The organism is Pseudomonas corni (genome assembly GCF_057128765.1).
Genome location: NZ_JBSKHW010000002.1, coordinates 41,743 through 58,532, shown reverse-complemented (window position 1 = coordinate 58,532; position 16,790 = coordinate 41,743). Strand labels below are relative to the sequence as shown.

Here is a 16,790-nt window from a genome sequence, read left to right as displayed (position 1 = left end):
GGTGCTTACACGAACTGCGCAGCCGCGAACCCTGACGCCCAGGCCCACTGGAAGTTGAAGCCGCCCAGATGGCCGCTGACGTCCAGCACTTCACCGACAAAGTACAACCCCGGTGACTTCAACGACTCCATGGTCTTGGACGAGACCTCCCGCGTGTCGATGCCGCCAAGAGTGACTTCAGCCGTGCGATAACCTTCAGTGCCTGCCGGAACTACCTGCCAACTGGCCAGTTTGGTAGCGATATCGGCAAGCTCTGCGTGGGTGTATTGCTTCATCGGCTTGGACGCGAACCAATGCTCCGCGATCAGGTTGGCCATCTTCTTGGTGAAGATTTCACCCAGCAGGGTTTTAAGCTCGCTGTTCGGGCGCTCGGCTTGCTGCTCGGCCAGCCAGCTCGGCACGTCGTGGTCCGGCATCAGGTTGATTTCTACCGCATCGCCCGGCAACCAGAACGAAGAAATCTGCAGGATCGCCGGCCCGCTGAGACCACGATGGGTAAAAAGGATGTTTTCCCGGAAGCTGGTGTCATTGCAGATGACCAGGCAATCCACCGACGTGCCCGACAGCTCAGTGCATAGATCTTTGAGCTGGTCGGTGATGGTGAACGGCACCAGACCTGCACGAGTCGGCAGCAGCGTGTGGCCGAACTGCTTGCCCACTTGATAGCCAAAGCCGGTTGCGCCCAGAGTCGGGATCGACAGGCCGCCCGTGGCAACCACCAGCGATTGGCAATTGATATTGCCCAGTGTGGTTTGCAACAGATAGCCAGTGTCGACCTTCTCGATCTGCTGCACGGCGGTGTCCATGTGCAGCTCTACGCCAGCCTTTTTGCACTCATCCAGCAGCAGCTCAAGGATGTCGCTGGACTTGTTGTCGCAGAACAGCTGTCCGAGCTTTTTCTCGTGGTATGGCACGCCGTGCTTGGCGACGAGCTCAATGAAATCCCACTGGGTGTAGCGCGCCAAGGCCGATTTACAGAAGTGCGGATTCTCGGAAAGGAAGTTACCGGGTTCGCTGTACATGTTGGTGAAGTTACAGCGCCCGCCGCCGGACATGAGGATCTTCTTGCCCGGCTTGTTCGCGTGATCGATCAACATCACCTTGCGCCCACGATTGGCGGCAGTGAAGGCGCACAACAAACCTGCGGCGCCAGCGCCGATGATCACAACGTCAGTAACGGGCAAAGCGGATTCCTCGGGGTGTAAACAAGCTAGGGGGCGGCGGTGAACCTGTAGGAGCGCGCTTGCCCGCGATTGCGGTGGTTCAGTAAGACATCTATGCCCTGACTCACCGCAATCGCGGGCAAGCGCGCTCCTACAAAGAGGCGTTGGAAACCTTACAAGATCCGCACGCGCAGCGACTTGCCTTTGATCTTGCCGTTGTTCAAGCGCTCCAGCGCCTGTTTGGCCATGCTGCGTTCGACGGCGACGTACGCCTGGAAATCAAAGATCGCGATCTTGCCAACCTGAGTCCCCGGAATGCCCGCTTCACCGGTCAATGCGCCGAGAATATCGCCCGGGCGCAATTTGTCCTTGCGGCCCGAACCGATGCACAACGTGGTCATCGGTGGCAGCAGCTTGCCGCCTTCACTGCGGGTCAGGTTGTCGTATTGCTGCCAGTTCAACGGCGCTTTTTGCAATTCTTCAACGGCGCGAGCACGCTGGCTTTCCGACGGGGCGACAAGGCTGACGGCGATGCCGGTCTCGCCCGCACGGCCGGTACGGCCAACGCGGTGGATGTGGATCTCCGAATCCCGCGCGAGCTCGACGTTGAGCACCATGTCCAGCCCATCGATATCCAGACCGCGAGCGGCGACGTCAGTCGCTACCAGCACCGAAGTACTGCGGTTGGCGAACATCGCCAGCACTTGATCGCGATCACGTTGTTCCAGATCGCCATGCAGACCGACCGCCGACATGCCCTTGGCGATCAGGTGATCGACCACTTCCTGAACCTGCTGCTTGGTGAAACAGAACGCGACACAGGACTGCGGACGGAAGTGATCCAGCACTTTCACCACTGCTTCGAGACGCTGTTCCGGGGAGATTTCGTAGAAGATCTGCTCAATCTGGCTGTCGGCGTGCAGCGCCTCGACCTTGACGGTCTGCGGGTCGCGCATGAACTTGGACGACAGCTGCTTGATGCCCACCGGGTAAGTGGCGGAGAACAGCAGGGTCTGACGGCGGGTCGGCGTCTGCTCGATGATGTCGGCGATGGAGTCGTAGAAACCCATGTCGAGCATGCGGTCGGCTTCGTCGAGGATCAGCGTGTTCAAACCGTCCAGCACCAGCGAACCCTTGCGCAGGTGCTGCTGGATGCGGCCCGGGGTGCCGACGATGATGTGTGCGCCGTGCTCCAGCGAGCCAATCTGCGGGCCGAACGACACGCCGCCGCACAGGGTCAGGACTTTGATGTTGTCTTCGGAACGCGCCAGACGGCGGATTTCCTTGGCGACCTGGTCAGCCAGTTCGCGCGTCGGGCAAAGCACCAGCGCCTGACAGCCGAAGAAGCGCGGATTGATGGGGTTGAGCAGGCCGATACCGAAGGCTGCGGTCTTACCGCTGCCGGTCTTGGCCTGAGCGATCAGGTCCATGCCCTTGAGAATCACCGGCAGGCTCTGCGCCTGAATCGGCGTCATCTGGGCATAACCGAGGGACTCCAGGTTAGCCAGCATGGCGGCGGAAAGGGGCAAGGTGTTGAACGCGGTGTTAGTCACAAGAGTGAGCCTGCAAAACAAAATGTCGCGCAGTGTATCAGGTCGCGACCCCTGCCTTGGGGGCGCTGGCGATAAATGGCAGTACTTGGGGACACAAACCCTGTAGGAGCGAATTTATTCGCGAGACGTCGGTACGGTCGATACAGATGCTTCGTCCGGCCCGGCCCCTCGCGAATGAATCCGCTCCTACAGGGGCGGATCGATCACGCCTCGATCTCGGGCTCCGGCTGCGGCTTGCGCGGCGGGTTCTCTGGCGTAATCCGGGGCGACAGCTGCAAGAAGATCGTCGCTGCCAGCATCGCCAGCACACCGACGCACAGGAACGTTAGCTGGAACGCGCCCAGCACGCTGCTGACTTCCCCAGTCGCCACGTCATCGGTAAATCCGCCCAGTAACGCAGCGGCGCAAGCCACGCCAAGGCTCAACGATAACTGCGCCACTACCGACAACAAACTGTTGCCGCTGGCCGCGTTGGCGTCGTCCAGATCAATCAGCGTGACGGCATTCATCGCGGAAAACTGTAGGGAATTGACGCCACCCAGCAACGCCAGATGAATCAACAGCACCCAGTAAGGCGTCTCGGCACTGATCAGCGCCATGCTCGCCAGCAAAATGCCCAGCAGCAGCGTGTTGCCCGTGAGCACGATCCGATAGCCCAGACGCTCGATGGCTTTGGTCGCCAGCGGCTTGGCGAACATGGCCGCCAATGCCAGCGGGATCATGCTCATCCCCGCGTGGGACGGCGAATAGCCCAGCGCGACTTGCAGCATCAGCGGCACCAGAAACGGCAGCGCACCGCTACCCAAACGGGCGAACAGATTGCCCATGATGCCCACGGCAAAGCTGCGGGTCTTGAACAGCGAAGCCGAGAACAACGGCGACTCCACATGACTGGCGCGCAACCAATACGCCGCCAGACACGCCATGCCGCCGAACAGAAGCATCACCACCCGCAGATGCGGCAAATGCAGCTCGCCCAAGCCCTCCAGTGCAATAGTGATCAGCACCATCGATGCGCCGAACAGCAGGAAACCGACCATGTCGAAGCGCGTGCGCCCGCCGCCCTGCAAATCCGGGATAAATTTGCGCACGGCAAAGCAGCCCAGAATCCCGACCGGGATATTGATCAGGAAGATCCAGTGCCAGCTCAGGTATTCCACCAGCCAGCCACCTACCGTCGGACCCATCAAGGGCCCGAGCAACGCAGGCATGGTGATGAAGCTTAGGGTCCGCACCAGCTCGGTTCTTGGGTAGGCGCGCAAGACGATCAGCCGTCCGACCGGCATCATCAGCGCGCCGCCCAGGCCCTGAATCACTCGCGCGCCCACCAGCATGCTCAGGGAATTCGCCAGCGCGCACAGCAGCGAGCCGAAGCTGAACAACAAAATAGCGCTGAAGAAGATGCGCTTGATGCCAAAGCGGTCAGAGATCCAGCCCGACGCCGGAATCAGCAGGGCGATGGTGAGCATGTAGGCGATGATCACCGACTGCATGCGCAGCGGGTCTTCGGATAACGAGCCGGCCATGGAGGGCAGGGCGGTGTTGAGAATCGTGCCGTCCAGGCTTTGCATGAAGAAAGCGATGGCAATGACCCAGGGCATCCAGCGCAGGGTTCTGGCGTCCAGCTGCGGGGTTGTGGTCGGCATGTGGGGCGTGGGTCCTGTGTTGTTATGGAGGACTATCGCTGTAGGAGCGCGCTTGCCCGCGATTGCGGTGTGTCATTCACATCTTCTGTGCCAGACAAATCGCTATCGCGGGCAAGCGCGCTCCTACAGTGTTCTTAGAGCGTAAGCGTCAGTTTGCTGATCAGCGCGCCCGGCAGCAGGTTCGAACTGGTGTCGCGCTGACTATAGGTACTCGTCGACAGAATCAGTTCCCTTTCCGTGGTCAGTGCTTCCAGTGCGCCGCCGAGCAGGCTGAACACGCTGTCGTCAAAACGCATGGTGCTGACCGGCGCGATGATCTTGCCGTCTTCGACCCAGAACGTCGCAAATCGCGTAAGACCCGTCATGCGTCCGGCGCTGCGGTCCGAGAAATTGAGGTACCACAAATTGCTGATGTACAGACCAGTACCCAGCGTTTTCAGCACGTCGTCCAGGCCAAGCGAGCCACCCTTCATGCTCAATGCACTGGGCGATTCACCCCAGCCCGCGCCGTTGGCCTTCAAACCGTATTCCGCCGCGCTGCGTGAACCGACCAGTTGGTCCCGAGCTGCGCCCTCAACCACCAACGACAGATCCGAACGTGGATACCCCTCGCCGGAAAATGCCGGGGACAACGAACCGCTGACCTGCTCATCCATGCTCACCAGCGGGCTCAGCGACAGGTCGCCGCTGTACAAACGTTGCAGCGGGCTGCTTTTGTCAGCCAGCGACTGAGCGGAAAACCCGCCCCAACCCAGCATGCCGATAATTTCTTCCACTGCCGCAGGGGCCAGATAAGCACGATATTGCCCCGGCGCCAGTGTTCGCGCCGGGTGTCCGAGAAACGCCAACTGCTCACGGGCCAGATTGAAGCGGCGTGCGAAACTTTCATCGCTCCAATTGTGCCCGGCGTAGTTGGCTTTGACTGCCTGACCGTTCTCGTGGAACAGGCTCCAGTCAAAATTGAAGCTGTTGGCTTGATGCCAGCCGAACGCGCCACTTGAGCTGGCAAAGCCACGATACAGCGGGCCCGCCGCGTAGATACCGACCAGGTCCAGTCCCTCGCCGAGTTGGGCGATCTGCTGTACCACATGGTCGCGATCGGGCAGCGGCTGGTCTTGCACATTGGTGCTCTGCCAGTCGTTTTCGTTGAGCAGCAGGTAAGGATCTTCCGGCAACAGCGTCAGGGTGTCGCGCAACTGATGCAGGGCGTCGGACAGCCGCTGACGATCCACATCGCCGTCGCCTGACAGGGTCAGGTTGAGGTTGGCGTGGCGGCCGTCGTCAATCAGTTTGAAATCCACGCTGGCCTGCTGCACATGACCGGCCTGGCGCACTTTGGCGTGATTGAAGCGGATGAAATCCGATTCCTCGGCGTTGTAGCTGAGGGTAAAACGTTCTTGATGGGTGATCGCGCCGTGCAGCGATTCGACCAGCGCCTTGAACTGAATGTGGTGAGACATCAGGCGTCACCTCCGAATACATCGACATTGGAGAACACGCAGGCGGGCGATGCATGCCCCACGCGTACCACCTGATTGGGTTCGCCCTTGCCGCAGTTCGGCGTGCCAAGGACCTTGAACGTGCTGGCGTCGCCGACGGCACTGAGGTTGCGCCAGAACTGCGCCGAGATCGCACGGTAGTTGGGGTTCTTCACCACACCCTTAAGTTCGCCGTTCTCGATCAGTTGACCCCACTCACAGCCAAACTGGAATTTGTTGCGCGCATCGTCGATGGACCACGAGCTGTTGGTGCTCATCAAAATGCCGTGCTCGATGCCGCCGATCAGCTGCGCCATCGACTTGTCGCCCGGCTCGATGTTGAGGTTGGCCATGCGGTCGATGGGCGCGCGATTCCAGCTGCACGCCCGACTGTTGGCGACGCCGTCCATCCCCGCACGAAATTGCGACAGCGCGCCGCCCAGGGGCCGGACCAGCACGCCGTCCTTGATCAGAAATTGCTTGGTCGCTTTGGTGCCGTCGTCGTCGTAGCCATAGCTTGCCAGCTGCTCGGGGATGTCCGGGTCGAAGGTCACGTTCAGCAGGTTCGAACCGTATTGCAGCGTGCCGAAGTCGCTCGCCTTGACGAAGCTGGTGCCGGCGTAATTGCGTTCATCGCCGAGGATGCGGTCCAGCTCCAGCGGGTGGCCGATGGATTCGTGGATTTGCAGAATCATCTGGTCAGGCGTCAGCAGCAGGTCGCGCGGACCGGAGGGCGTATTGGGCGCCATGATCAGTTGCAGCGCCTGATCGGCAATTTTTGTTGCGGCGCCCACAAGGCCGCAAGTGGCGATGACTTCAGCGCCGCCCTGTTGACCGAAGTTCTCACGGCCCAGGCTGCGGGACTGACTGTCGTGGCCGTCGAACGCGGTAACGCTCAGGTCCGGGAACACGTAGCGCTGGGCCTGACGAATCTCGGCGCCCGCGCTGTTGAGGTAGATCTGCTCGACGTTTTCCAGGCCCAGGCTGACTTGCCAATTCACCAGGCGATCGTCCTTGGGCACGGCGGCTGACTCAGCGCTAAGCAGGGCGTAGCAATCACTGAGCGACGGGAAAGCGCTGGACATGTTGGGCGATAGGTAGTCGGCGCGACTGCTGGAGACGCTCTGTTCGCTTAGATTGAGCAGCGCATGAGGCGCCAACAGCCGCGCCTGTGATTCGGCCTGCTCCAGCGCCGCTTGCAGGCCGCGTTGGGAAATGTCGTTGGTGGCTGCGTAGGTTTCGACGCCGTTGATGCGCACGGTCAGCATGGCGCCTTCGTCAGTGCTCAGATGCGGCGGCGCAGCGACGTTTTTGCGCACCGATAAGTGCTGGCTGGTTTGTTTGACGTAGCGCAGGGAGAAGAACTGGGCACTGCTCTGCAGCGCGGCAAACCGCTGCTTGAGTTGAGCGGAAAAATCGAACATGCAGAAAGGCTCCTTGGACGGCTTCAGGCTGAACAAGCACTCGAAGCAAAATGCGGGCCGTGGTGGCGGAGGGGTGGAGCGATAGCGCGGGCTCTAGATTAGGCCTGCGGGAGGGTAGCGGCAAGCGGGGGAATCTTGCGGGGTCGCCACAACTGTAGGAGCGCGCTTGCCCGCGATTGCAATCTGTCTGTACCTGATGAGGTGACTGACACGACGTTTTCGCGGGCAAGCGCGCTCCTACAGGGGGTTACGCTGAGCTGGCAGTGCGGCTCACTTCTCGAACGGGCTTGCTACGCGCCGGCTTGTCGCCCGCCACGAAGTAGTCCGCTGTGCTGCGCGGCAATGGCGCACGACCCCGGATCTTGTCGGCGATTTTCTCGGCGATCATGATCGTCGGCGCGTTAAGGTTGCCGGTAGTGATCAGCGGCATGATCGACGCATCCACTACGCGCAGACCCTGCATGCCGTGTACACGACCTTCGCCATCGACCACGGCCATTTCATCGGTGCCCATCTTGCAGGAGCAAGAAGGGTGATACGCGGTTTCGGCATGCTCGCGGACGAACTGATCCAGCTGCTCATCAGTCTGCACCTCGATGCCTGGGCTGATTTCCCGGCCACGGTACTTGTCCAGTGCCGGCTGCTGCATGATCTCGCGAGTCAGGCGGATGCCGTCGCGAAACTCCTGCCAATCTTGCTCGCTGGACATGTAGTTGAAAAGAATGCTTGGGTACTCGCGCGGGTTCTTCGATTTGACCTGCACACGACCACGGCTCGGAGAACGCATGGAGCCAACGTGCGCCTGGAAACCATGTTCCTGAACGCCCTTGCTGCCGTTGTAGTTAATCGCGACCGGCAGGAAGTGGTACTGAATGTTCGGCCACTCGAACTCTTCGCGCGAACGAATGAAACCACCGGCTTCGAACTGATTGCTGGCGCCGATGCCTTTGCCCAGGAACATCCATTCGGCGCCGATCTGCGGCTGGTTCCACCACAGCAGCGATGGATACAGCGAGACCGGCTCGGTGCATGCGTACTGCAGGTACATCTCCAGGTGATCCTGCAGGTTTTCACCCACACCCGGCAGATCATGAACCACCGGGATATCCAGTTTTTTCAGGACTTCGGCAGGACCCACGCCGGAGCGCTGCAGTATCTGCGGCGAGGCAATGGCGCCGCCGCACAGCAATACTTCTTTGCGCGCTGTGGCTTCGATGCGCGCATCACTGTCGCCGACCAGGTAAGCCACGCCGACGGCGCGCTTGCCGTCGAACACAATGCGGTCGGTCAGGGCGTGGGTGACGATAGTCAGCGTCGAGCGCTTCTTGGCGTCATCCAGATAACCGCGCGCCGTGCTGGCGCGACGACCGAACGGCGTGACGGTACGGTCCATCGGGCCGAAGCCTTCCTGCTGATAACCGTTGAGGTCATCGGTGCGCGGATAGCCGGCTTGCACGCCTGCTTCAACCATCGCGGCGAACAGCGGGTTGTTGCCGGCCTTGGGCGTGGTCACGCTGACCGGGCCGTCGCCGCCGTGGTAATCGTTGGCGCCGATGTCGCGTGTTTCCGCTTTGCGGAAGTACGGCAGGCAATCCAGATAGCTCCAGTCTTCGAGGCCCGGATTTTTCGCCCAGCCGTCGTAGTCCATCGCGTTGCCGCGGATGTAGCACATGCCGTTGATCAGCGACGAACCACCCAGGCCCTTGCCGCGACCGCATTCCATGCGGCGGTTGTTCATGTGTGGTTCTGGGTCGGTTTCATACGCCCAGTTGTAGCGACGGCCTTGCAGCGGGAACGCCAAGGCGGCGGGCATTTGCGTGCGGAAATCCGCGCGATAGTCCGGGCCGCCTGCTTCAAGCAACAGCACGGTGACGCCTGCGTCCTCGGTGAGACGGGCTGCCAATGTATTACCGGCCGAACCTGCGCCGATGATGATGTAGTCGAATTCTTGGGACATTAAATGTTCCCTCTTTGAAAGGTGATCGGGGTGATACGTAGAAGCGCGGACGAAACCTGTAGGAGCGCGCTTGCCCGCGATTGCGGTGTATCAGACGCCAACAGTGTTGGATGTGCCGACGTCATCGCGGGCAAGCGCGCTCCTAAAAAGAGAGGGCAGCCGTTAAAACACCGAAGCGTATTCACCCAACTCAACCTGCACGGATTTGATCCGGGTGTACTGCGCCAGCGAGCTGATGCCGTTTTCGCGACCAACGCCCGACTGCTTGTAGCCGCCGACCGGCATTTCTGCCGCCGATTCGCCCCAGGCATTGATCCAGCAAATGCCGGCTTCGAGCTGGTGAATCACCCGGTGGGCGCGGTTCAGGTCTTTGGTCACAACGCCCGCTGCCAGACCCATGTCGGTGTCGTTGGCGCGGCGGATCACCTCTTCTTCGCTGTCGTAGCTGAGGATGCTCATGACCGGGCCGAAGATTTCCTCTTTGACGATGGTCATCTCGTCGCTGCAATCGGTGAACACGGTCGGGGCCACGAACGCGCCTTTGCCGAACTCGCCATCGGTCAGGCGTTCACCACCGATCAACAGGCGGGCGCCTTCTTCCTTGCCCTTGGCGATGTAACCCAGCACGTTTTCCATGTGGGCGAAGCTCACCAGCGGGCCGAAGTTGGTGTTTTCGTCTTCCGGGTTGCCGGCGCGAATACGCTTCACACGCTCGACGATCTTGGCTTCGAAGGCTGCCTTCAAGGCGCGAGGAATGAACACGCGCGTGCCGTTGGTGCAGACCTGACCGGAGCTGTAGAAGTTGGCCATCATCGCGATGTCGGCGGCGCGATCCAGATCGGCGTCGTCGAAAATGATCAGCGGCGACTTGCCGCCCAGCTCCATCGTCACTTCTTTGAGTGAAGAACTCGACGCGCTGGCCATGACCTTCTTGCCGGTGCTGACGCCGCCGGTGAACGAGATCTTCTCGATGCGCGGGTGCTCGGTCAGCCAGCTGCCGACTTCGCTGCCAGCGCCGGTCAACACGTTGAACACGCCATCAGGCAAGCCGGCTTCGGTGTAGATTTCGGCCAGTTTCAGAGTTGTCAGCGACGTGACTTCACTCGGCTTGAAGATCATCGCGTTACCGGCAGCCAGTGCTGGCGCGGATTTCCACAGGGCGATCTGGATCGGGTAGTTCCACGCGCCGATGCCGACAGTGACGCCCAGCGGTTCGCGGCGGGTGTAGACGAAGGAGGAGGTGCGCAGCGGGATTTGCTCGCCTTCAATGGCTGGCACCAGACCTGCGTAGTACTCCAGCACATCGGCGCCGGTGACGATGTCCACGTACTTGGTTTCGGAAAATGCTTTGCCGGTGTCCAGGGTTTCCAGCGCGGCCAGCTCATCGTTGCGCTCACGCAGGATGTCGACGGCACGGCGCAGAATGCGTGAACGCTGCATGGCGGTCATCGCGGCCCAGACTTTCTGGCCTTTTTCGGCGCTGATCACGGCGCGCTCGACGTCTCCTTTGGTGGCGCGTTGAACGTGGGCGAGTACTTCGCCGTTGGCCGGGTTGATGGCTTCGAAGGTGGCATCGCTGCTGGCGTCGACGTAACCACCGTCAATGTAGAGTTTTTGCAGTTCGAAACGGGCCATAAAATCCTCAGTAATCTTTGTGTGAGCTGTGACCGGGCGCGGCTGGCGCGTCGATCATTTCAGCGGTGGGCGTGAGCGCTTCAGCGCGCTGCTTTCGCCAGTTGGAAATCCATATATTCGTAGGCGATCTGCTGCGCTTGTTCGGTATCGAAAGCGTCGCCAGACAGGGCGCCGCGCAACCACAAACCGTCAATCAACGCCGCCATGCCTCGGGCAGCATTACGCGCTTCGTCCAGCGAGAGCACGCGTCGGAACTGGCAGCACAGGTTCGAATACAGGCGGTGATCGTTGATGCGCTGCAATCGATGCAGCGAGGGTTGGTGCATGCTGGTGGCCCAAAAGGCCAGCCAGGTTTTCATGGCCGGGCCGTTGACCTGGCTGGCGTCGAAGTTGCCTTCGATGATGACTTTCAAGTGGGCTCGCGGGCTGTCATCGGTGAGCGCCTGTCGGCGTTCGGAAACGTTGATGATCAAGGCATTCATCAAGTGACGCATGGTCGCTGCGATCAGGCCGTTCTTGTCCTGGAAGTAGTGGCTGATGATGCCGTTCGACACACCTGCCAGTTTGGCAATCAGCGCAATACTGGCATCGCCCATGCCCACTTGATCGACCGCCTCGAGCGTGGCGTGGATCAGCTGTTGACGACGAATGGGTTGCATACCGACCTTGGGCATCGATGTGGCTCCTTGGGCTTGCCGGGGATGAGCGCAATGACTGAAAAGCGACATGCACCCTAACAATTTTTTATTGAACGTTCAATCAACAAAAAACAATGGGCGATGAACAGCAGCTGAAAGCTTCAAGCTTTGAGCTTCAAGAAATGGCGAAATATGTCCTGTAAATGAGTAACTGTAGGAGCGCGCTTGCCCGCGATTGCGGTGTGTCAGCCAGCGAATTTGTCACTGACCAATGGCAATCGCGGGCAGGCGCGGTCCTACAATCGTTACCCCAGGTTTTTGCCGAGAAGGGCGTGATACAACTCGCTGTCGCCGAGTATCCCGACCACGCGGTTGTCTTCCTGCAGCACCAGCTTGTGACCGGTTTGGTAGCGGATCTGCAGGGCATCGCGCATGCCGATGTCCGAATGCACGACGGTCGGGCGGCGATCAAGAGTGTCCATCGCCTGGCCCGGTGCCCAGTTCTGCAAATCGAACTGCGCGCCGTTCTGGCGGGCGCCGGTGATGGTGTTGCCCTCGGCCAGATCCAGCCAGGAATCACCGCCCGGATCGAGGCACACCGAACCGTTCACGCGGGTGCAATTGTCGACAGTGCGCATCAGGCTGCGCCCGCACAGTACGTTGAGCGGATTGGTGTGGGCGACGAAAGTCCGCACGTAGTCGTCGGCCGGGTTGAGCACGATCTCTTCCGGCACGCTGTACTGGATGATCCGGCCATCTTTCATGATCGCAATGCGGCTGCCCAGTTTGAGCGCTTCGTCCAGGTCGTGGCTTACGAATACGATGGTCTTTGCGAGCTTTTTCTGCAGGTCCAGCAGTTCGTCTTGCAGGCCTTGGCGGATCAGCGGATCGAGTGCGGAAAACGGTTCGTCCATCAGCAGGATGTCGGCATCCATCGCCAGCGCACGGGCCAGGCCGACACGCTGTTGCATGCCGCCGGACAGCTCGTCGGGCTTCTTGTTACGCCACTGCGTCAGGCCCACCAGCTCAAGTTTTTCGTCCACCAGCTTGCGCCGTTCTTTCTCGGGACGACCCTGCATTTCCAGGCCGAAACTGATGTTCTCGCGCACGGTCAGCCAAGGCATCAATGCGAACTTCTGGAACACCATGGCGATGCGTTTGGTGCGCATCATTTTCAGCTCGGCAGGGGTGCAGTTGGCGATGTTGATCTGCGAGCCTTCGTGCTCAACGAACAGCGAACCACGGCTGACGGTATTGAGGCCGTTGATGCAGCGCAGCAGGCTGGATTTGCCCGAACCGGACAAGCCCATCAAGACGCAGATTTCGCCCTTTTCAACGCTCAGCGAGGCTTTTTCGACACCAACAATCTGGCCGGTTTTTTTCAGAATCTGTTCGCGGTTCAGACCTTGATCCAGCAGCTTGAGCGCCTCGCGAGGGTCCTTGGAAAAGATAACGTCGACGTTTTCGAAATTGATGATGCTCATGCGTCCCCCTTGACCTGTGCGTCAGGTTGTTTGCAGATACGGTCGAGCATGATCGCAAGCAATACGATCGCCAGGCCCGCTTCGAAGCCCAAGGCGATATCAGCAGTGTTCAGTGCGTTGACCACGGGTTTGCCCAAGCCGTCTGCACCTACCAGTGCCGCGATCACAACCATCGATAGCGACAACATGATGCATTGGGTGATACCGGCCGCGATGCTCGGCATGGCGTGGGGCAGTTCGATGCGCGACAGCAGTTGGCCGCGCGAGCAACCGAACGCTTTGCCCGCGTCGAGCAGTTCATGGGGTACATCGCGGATGCCCAGGTACGTCAGGCGGATAGGCGCGGCAATCGCGAACACCACCGTTGAAATCAGACCCGGCACCACACCCAGACCGAACAGGGTCAGGGTAGGAATCAGGTAAACGAAAGTAGGAACGGTCTGCATCAAGTCCAGGACCGGACGCATGATCGTGTAGAACATCGGCTTGTGCGCGGCAACGATGCCCAGCGGCACGCCGATCACCACGCAGACGGCGGTAGCGAACAACACCTGCGCCAGCGTCTCCATGGTTTCAACCCAGTAGCCCAGGTTCAGGATCAGCAGAAAGGAAACAATGACGAATACCGTCAGGCCCCACTTGCGCTGGATGAAGTGAGCGAGCAGAGCAATCAGGCCGATCAATACAAAGGGGTTGAACCAGGTCAAGCCAGAGGTCAGGCCGTGAATCATGGTTTCCAGTGACGACGCGATTGCGTCGAACGTGCTGGCGCCGTGTTGGGTCAGCCATTCGACGAAGGCCGCGATGTACTGGCCCAGGGGGATTTTGTGATCAGTCAGCATGGTATCGATTGTCCGCATACGGGAGGAAATTTAGGACAACAGGCGGGACTCGCCCGCCTGCCTGCCGGTTACTTCGTCAACTGGGCTTTAGCGGCCTCCAGGCCTGGTTTACCGTCCACGGTGGTCACGCCAGCCAGCCAGGTGTCGAGCACCTGCGGGTTTTTCTTGATCCACGCCTTGGCGGCGACATCAGGCTTCATTTTGTCGTCCAGCACGTTTCCCATCAGCGAGCTTTCCATCGGCAGGGTGAATGCCAGGTTTTTCAGCAGCTGGCCGACGTTGCTGCACTCTTGGGTATAGCCCTTGCGGGTGTTGGTGTAGATCGTCGCTTGCCCGAAGTTCGGACCGAAATAGTCGTCGCCACCGGTGAGGTACTGGATCTTGAAGCGGGTGTTCATCGGGTGCGGTTCCCAGCCCAGGAACACCACGTCAGTGTTGCGGCGCGCGGCGCGATCAACCTGAGACAGCATGCCGGCTTCGCTTGACTCGACGACCTTGAAGCCTGCCTCTTTGAGGCCGAAGGCGTTCTTGTCGATCATGCTCTGGATCAGGCGGTTGCCATCGTTGCCCGGTTCGATACCGTAGATTTTGCCGTCCAGCTCTTTCTTGAATTTGACAATATCGGCGAAATCATGAAGACCTTTGTCGTACAGCGCTTGAGGAACGGCCAGGGTGTATTTGGCGTTTTCCAGGTTGGCGCGAACGGTTTCTACAGTGCCAGCGTCACGATAAGCCTTGATGTCGTTTTCCATGGTCGGCATCCAGTTGCCGAGGAAAACGTCCATGTTCTTGCCGTCGGCCAAGGACTTGTAGGTCACAGGCACGGAAATCATGGTGGTTTTGGTTTTGTAACCGAGGGACTGAAGAACGGCGCTGGTGACTGCGGTGGTGACAGTGATGTCGGTCCAGCCTACATCGGAAAAATTGACAGTCGCGCATTGGGCGGGTTCGGCCGCCTGAGCCAGCAATGGCAGACTCAGCGCAACGCCCAGCAACAACTTTTGTGAACCTTTCATGGTTGGACTCCTTAGGTATTTTTTTGGGTATCCGCTGCTCATTGTCAGCCAGGCGGACGCCTTTTTTGGTGTTGGCGAGTCAAGTTGCGCAACGCTCTATCACTGCGTGTGGCGATCGAGTCGGGACTGATCATGTAACAGGGAAAAACAAACGCCTACAGGGGGCGTCGTAACCAGTACATAGAGGGTCGCATCCAGTGTCAGTGACGTCGCTTACAGATTTTTTCTCTCCTGTGGACGCGCTTTTTGGCTGCGGGTGCGGCCAAAAGCGGCCAAAAGTGTCACGAAACCGCAAGCAAAGTGCGCTGCGCGAGTCGGCTCGCCAAAGCGACGTTAGTGGGCATGAGTGAGTCGGTGTGAGACGTCGTCCTCCGAGGTAAAAGGCTGATGATGCGGCCATCTAGACGGACAGCAGCTTGAGCGTAGCAGCTCCGTCACCGGCCGTTTGGCGCGCCGGAAGTCTTGCTTTCGGAGGTGTGCGGTTCATGGCTATCAGCGTGTTCGACCTGTTCAAGATCGGTATCGGCCCCTCAAGTTCTCACACCGTTGGTCCCATGCGCGCTGCGGCGCTGTTCGTGCAAGGTTTGCGCGAACGCGGTCAGTTGGAACAGATAACACGCCTGGAAGTTCGTCTGTACGGCTCGCTCTCGGCAACCGGCATCGGCCATGGCAGCGATAACGCCGTAATCATGGGCCTGATGGGGGAGTGGCCGGACGCGATTGATCCTTCAGTGATCGGCCTGCGCATTGCCGAGCTGAAAGAAACCGACATTCTTCAACTGAACGGCAATCGTGCGATTCCATTCGTGTGGCAGCGCGACATGCAGCTAATCGACGAAAACCTGCCGTTTCACCCGAACGCCATGACGATCGTTGCTCACGATGTAACCGGGGAGTTTCATCGCGACACTTACTACTCGGTCGGTGGCGGCTTCGTCGTCGATCAGGCGCAAGCGGCGAGCGGCGTGCTGGACATGGACAGCACCGTGCTGCCTTACGACTTCTCCAGTGCTGATGAATTACTGATGTTGTGCGAAAAGCATGGGCTGCGGGTTTCCGAATTGATGCTCGCCAATGAAAAGATATGGCGCAGCGAGGAAGAAATCCGCGCCGGGCTCATGACACTGTGGCGCGCGATGCAGGATTGCGTCGAGCAGGGCTTGAAGCACGAAGGTATTTTGCCGGGCGGCCTGAATGTGCGTCGCCGGGCGGCGCGTTTGCATCGAAGCTTGCAGGAGCTGGGCAAGCCCAACGTCATCGGCTCGACCTTGAGCGCGATGGAGTGGGTCAACCTGTTTGCCCTTGCCGTCAACGAAGAAAACGCAGCGGGCGGGCGCATGGTCACGGCCCCCACCAACGGCGCGGCGGGGATTATTCCTGCCGTGTTGCATTACTTCGTCAAGTTCAGCGACGAGGTGAGCGAAGCCAATGTCGTCGATTATTTTCTGGCGGCGGCTGCCATTGGGATTCTATGCAAAAAGAACGCGTCGATCTCCGGCGCTGAAGTCGGTTGCCAGGGTGAAGTCGGATCGGCCTGCGCGATGGCGGCGGCGGGGCTGGCGGACATTCTTGGCGCCACGCCTGCGCAGTTGTGCAACGCGGCGGAAATCGGGCTTGAACACAATCTGGGTCTGACCTGCGATCCGGTCGGCGGGCTGGTTCAGGTGCCGTGTATCGAACGCAATGCGATTGCTGCCGTGAAAGCGATCAACGCGGCGCAGATGGCCTTGCGTGGGGATGGTCAGCACTTTATCTCGCTGGACCGCGTCATCCGCACCATGCGCGACACTGGCGCTGACATGCACGACAAGTACAAAGAAACCTCGCGCGGTGGTTTGGCCGTTAGTGCCGTTGAATGCTGAACGATATATCCGCTGTAGGAGCGCGCTTGCCCGCGATAGCGGTCTGTCTGTGACTGGAATATTGGCTGACGCAACTTAATCGCGGGCAAGCG

General features: G+C 59.8%; 12 protein-coding genes. 1 reads left to right on the top strand and 11 read right to left on the bottom strand.

Annotation, left to right across the window (positions count from 1 at the left end; translation table 11 throughout):
• Positions 1 to 5 precede the first annotated feature (5 nt).
• The 11 genes from ACWKV9_RS03870 to choX form a co-directional block, all read right to left on the bottom strand.
• Complete coding sequence (locus tag ACWKV9_RS03870; protein ID WP_483834780.1) at positions 6 to 1,184, bottom strand: BaiN/RdsA family NAD(P)/FAD-dependent oxidoreductase; 1,179 nt, start codon at positions 1,182 to 1,184, stop codon at positions 6 to 8.
• 152 nt (positions 1,185 to 1,336) lie between these two features.
• Entirely contained in the window at positions 1,337 to 2,716 is a 1,380-nt protein-coding gene (gene dbpA / locus ACWKV9_RS03865; RefSeq protein ID WP_483834779.1) for an ATP-dependent RNA helicase DbpA, read from the bottom strand.
• A 203-nt stretch (positions 2,717 to 2,919) separates the two neighbouring features.
• Positions 2,920 to 4,362, bottom strand: coding sequence for a multidrug transporter subunit MdtD (mdtD, locus tag ACWKV9_RS03860; protein WP_483834778.1), 1,443 nt, complete (start codon positions 4,360 to 4,362; stop codon positions 2,920 to 2,922).
• Positions 4,363 to 4,496: 134 nt separating this feature from the next.
• Positions 4,497 to 5,822, bottom strand: a complete 1,326-nt coding sequence (locus ACWKV9_RS03855) for a TldD/PmbA family protein (RefSeq protein ID WP_483834777.1) — start codon at positions 5,820 to 5,822, stop codon at positions 4,497 to 4,499.
• Positions 5,822 to 7,264 (bottom strand): TldD/PmbA family protein, encoded by a 1,443-nt coding sequence (locus tag ACWKV9_RS03850; protein WP_483834776.1) that lies wholly within the window; start codon positions 7,262 to 7,264, stop codon positions 5,822 to 5,824. Before ACWKV9_RS03850 ends, ACWKV9_RS03855 begins: the two co-directional genes overlap by 1 nt.
• Positions 7,265 to 7,511: 247 nt before the next feature.
• Complete coding sequence (betA, locus tag ACWKV9_RS03845) at positions 7,512 to 9,221, bottom strand: choline dehydrogenase (RefSeq protein ID WP_483834775.1); 1,710 nt, start codon at positions 9,219 to 9,221, stop codon at positions 7,512 to 7,514.
• 162 nt (positions 9,222 to 9,383) lie between these two features.
• Complete coding sequence (gene betB / locus ACWKV9_RS03840; RefSeq protein ID WP_483834774.1) at positions 9,384 to 10,856, bottom strand: betaine-aldehyde dehydrogenase; 1,473 nt, start codon at positions 10,854 to 10,856, stop codon at positions 9,384 to 9,386.
• An 80-nt stretch (positions 10,857 to 10,936) separates the two neighbouring features.
• A complete protein-coding gene (gene betI, locus ACWKV9_RS03835) occupies positions 10,937 to 11,530 on the bottom strand; it encodes a transcriptional regulator BetI (RefSeq protein WP_483834773.1) in 594 nt (197 codons plus the stop codon).
• A gap of 269 nt (positions 11,531 to 11,799) precedes the next feature.
• On the bottom strand, positions 11,800 to 12,978 hold the full coding sequence (gene choV, locus ACWKV9_RS03830; RefSeq protein WP_483834772.1) for a choline ABC transporter ATP-binding protein: 1,179 nt from the start codon (positions 12,976 to 12,978) through the stop codon (positions 11,800 to 11,802).
• Positions 12,975 to 13,820 (bottom strand): choline ABC transporter permease subunit, encoded by an 846-nt coding sequence (gene choW / locus ACWKV9_RS03825; RefSeq protein WP_483834771.1) that lies wholly within the window; start codon positions 13,818 to 13,820, stop codon positions 12,975 to 12,977. The genes choV and choW overlap by 4 nt, the downstream gene beginning before the upstream one ends.
• 68 nt (positions 13,821 to 13,888) lie before the next feature.
• A complete protein-coding gene (gene choX, locus ACWKV9_RS03820) occupies positions 13,889 to 14,836 on the bottom strand; it encodes a choline ABC transporter substrate-binding protein (RefSeq protein WP_483834770.1) in 948 nt (315 codons plus the stop codon).
• Positions 14,837 to 15,321: 485 nt separating this feature from the next.
• Here choX and ACWKV9_RS03815 point away from each other — a divergent pair, with 485 nt between their 5' ends.
• Positions 15,322 to 16,698, top strand: coding sequence for an L-serine ammonia-lyase (locus ACWKV9_RS03815; RefSeq protein ID WP_483834769.1), 1,377 nt, complete (start codon positions 15,322 to 15,324; stop codon positions 16,696 to 16,698).
• Positions 16,699 to 16,790: the final 92 nt, after the last annotated feature.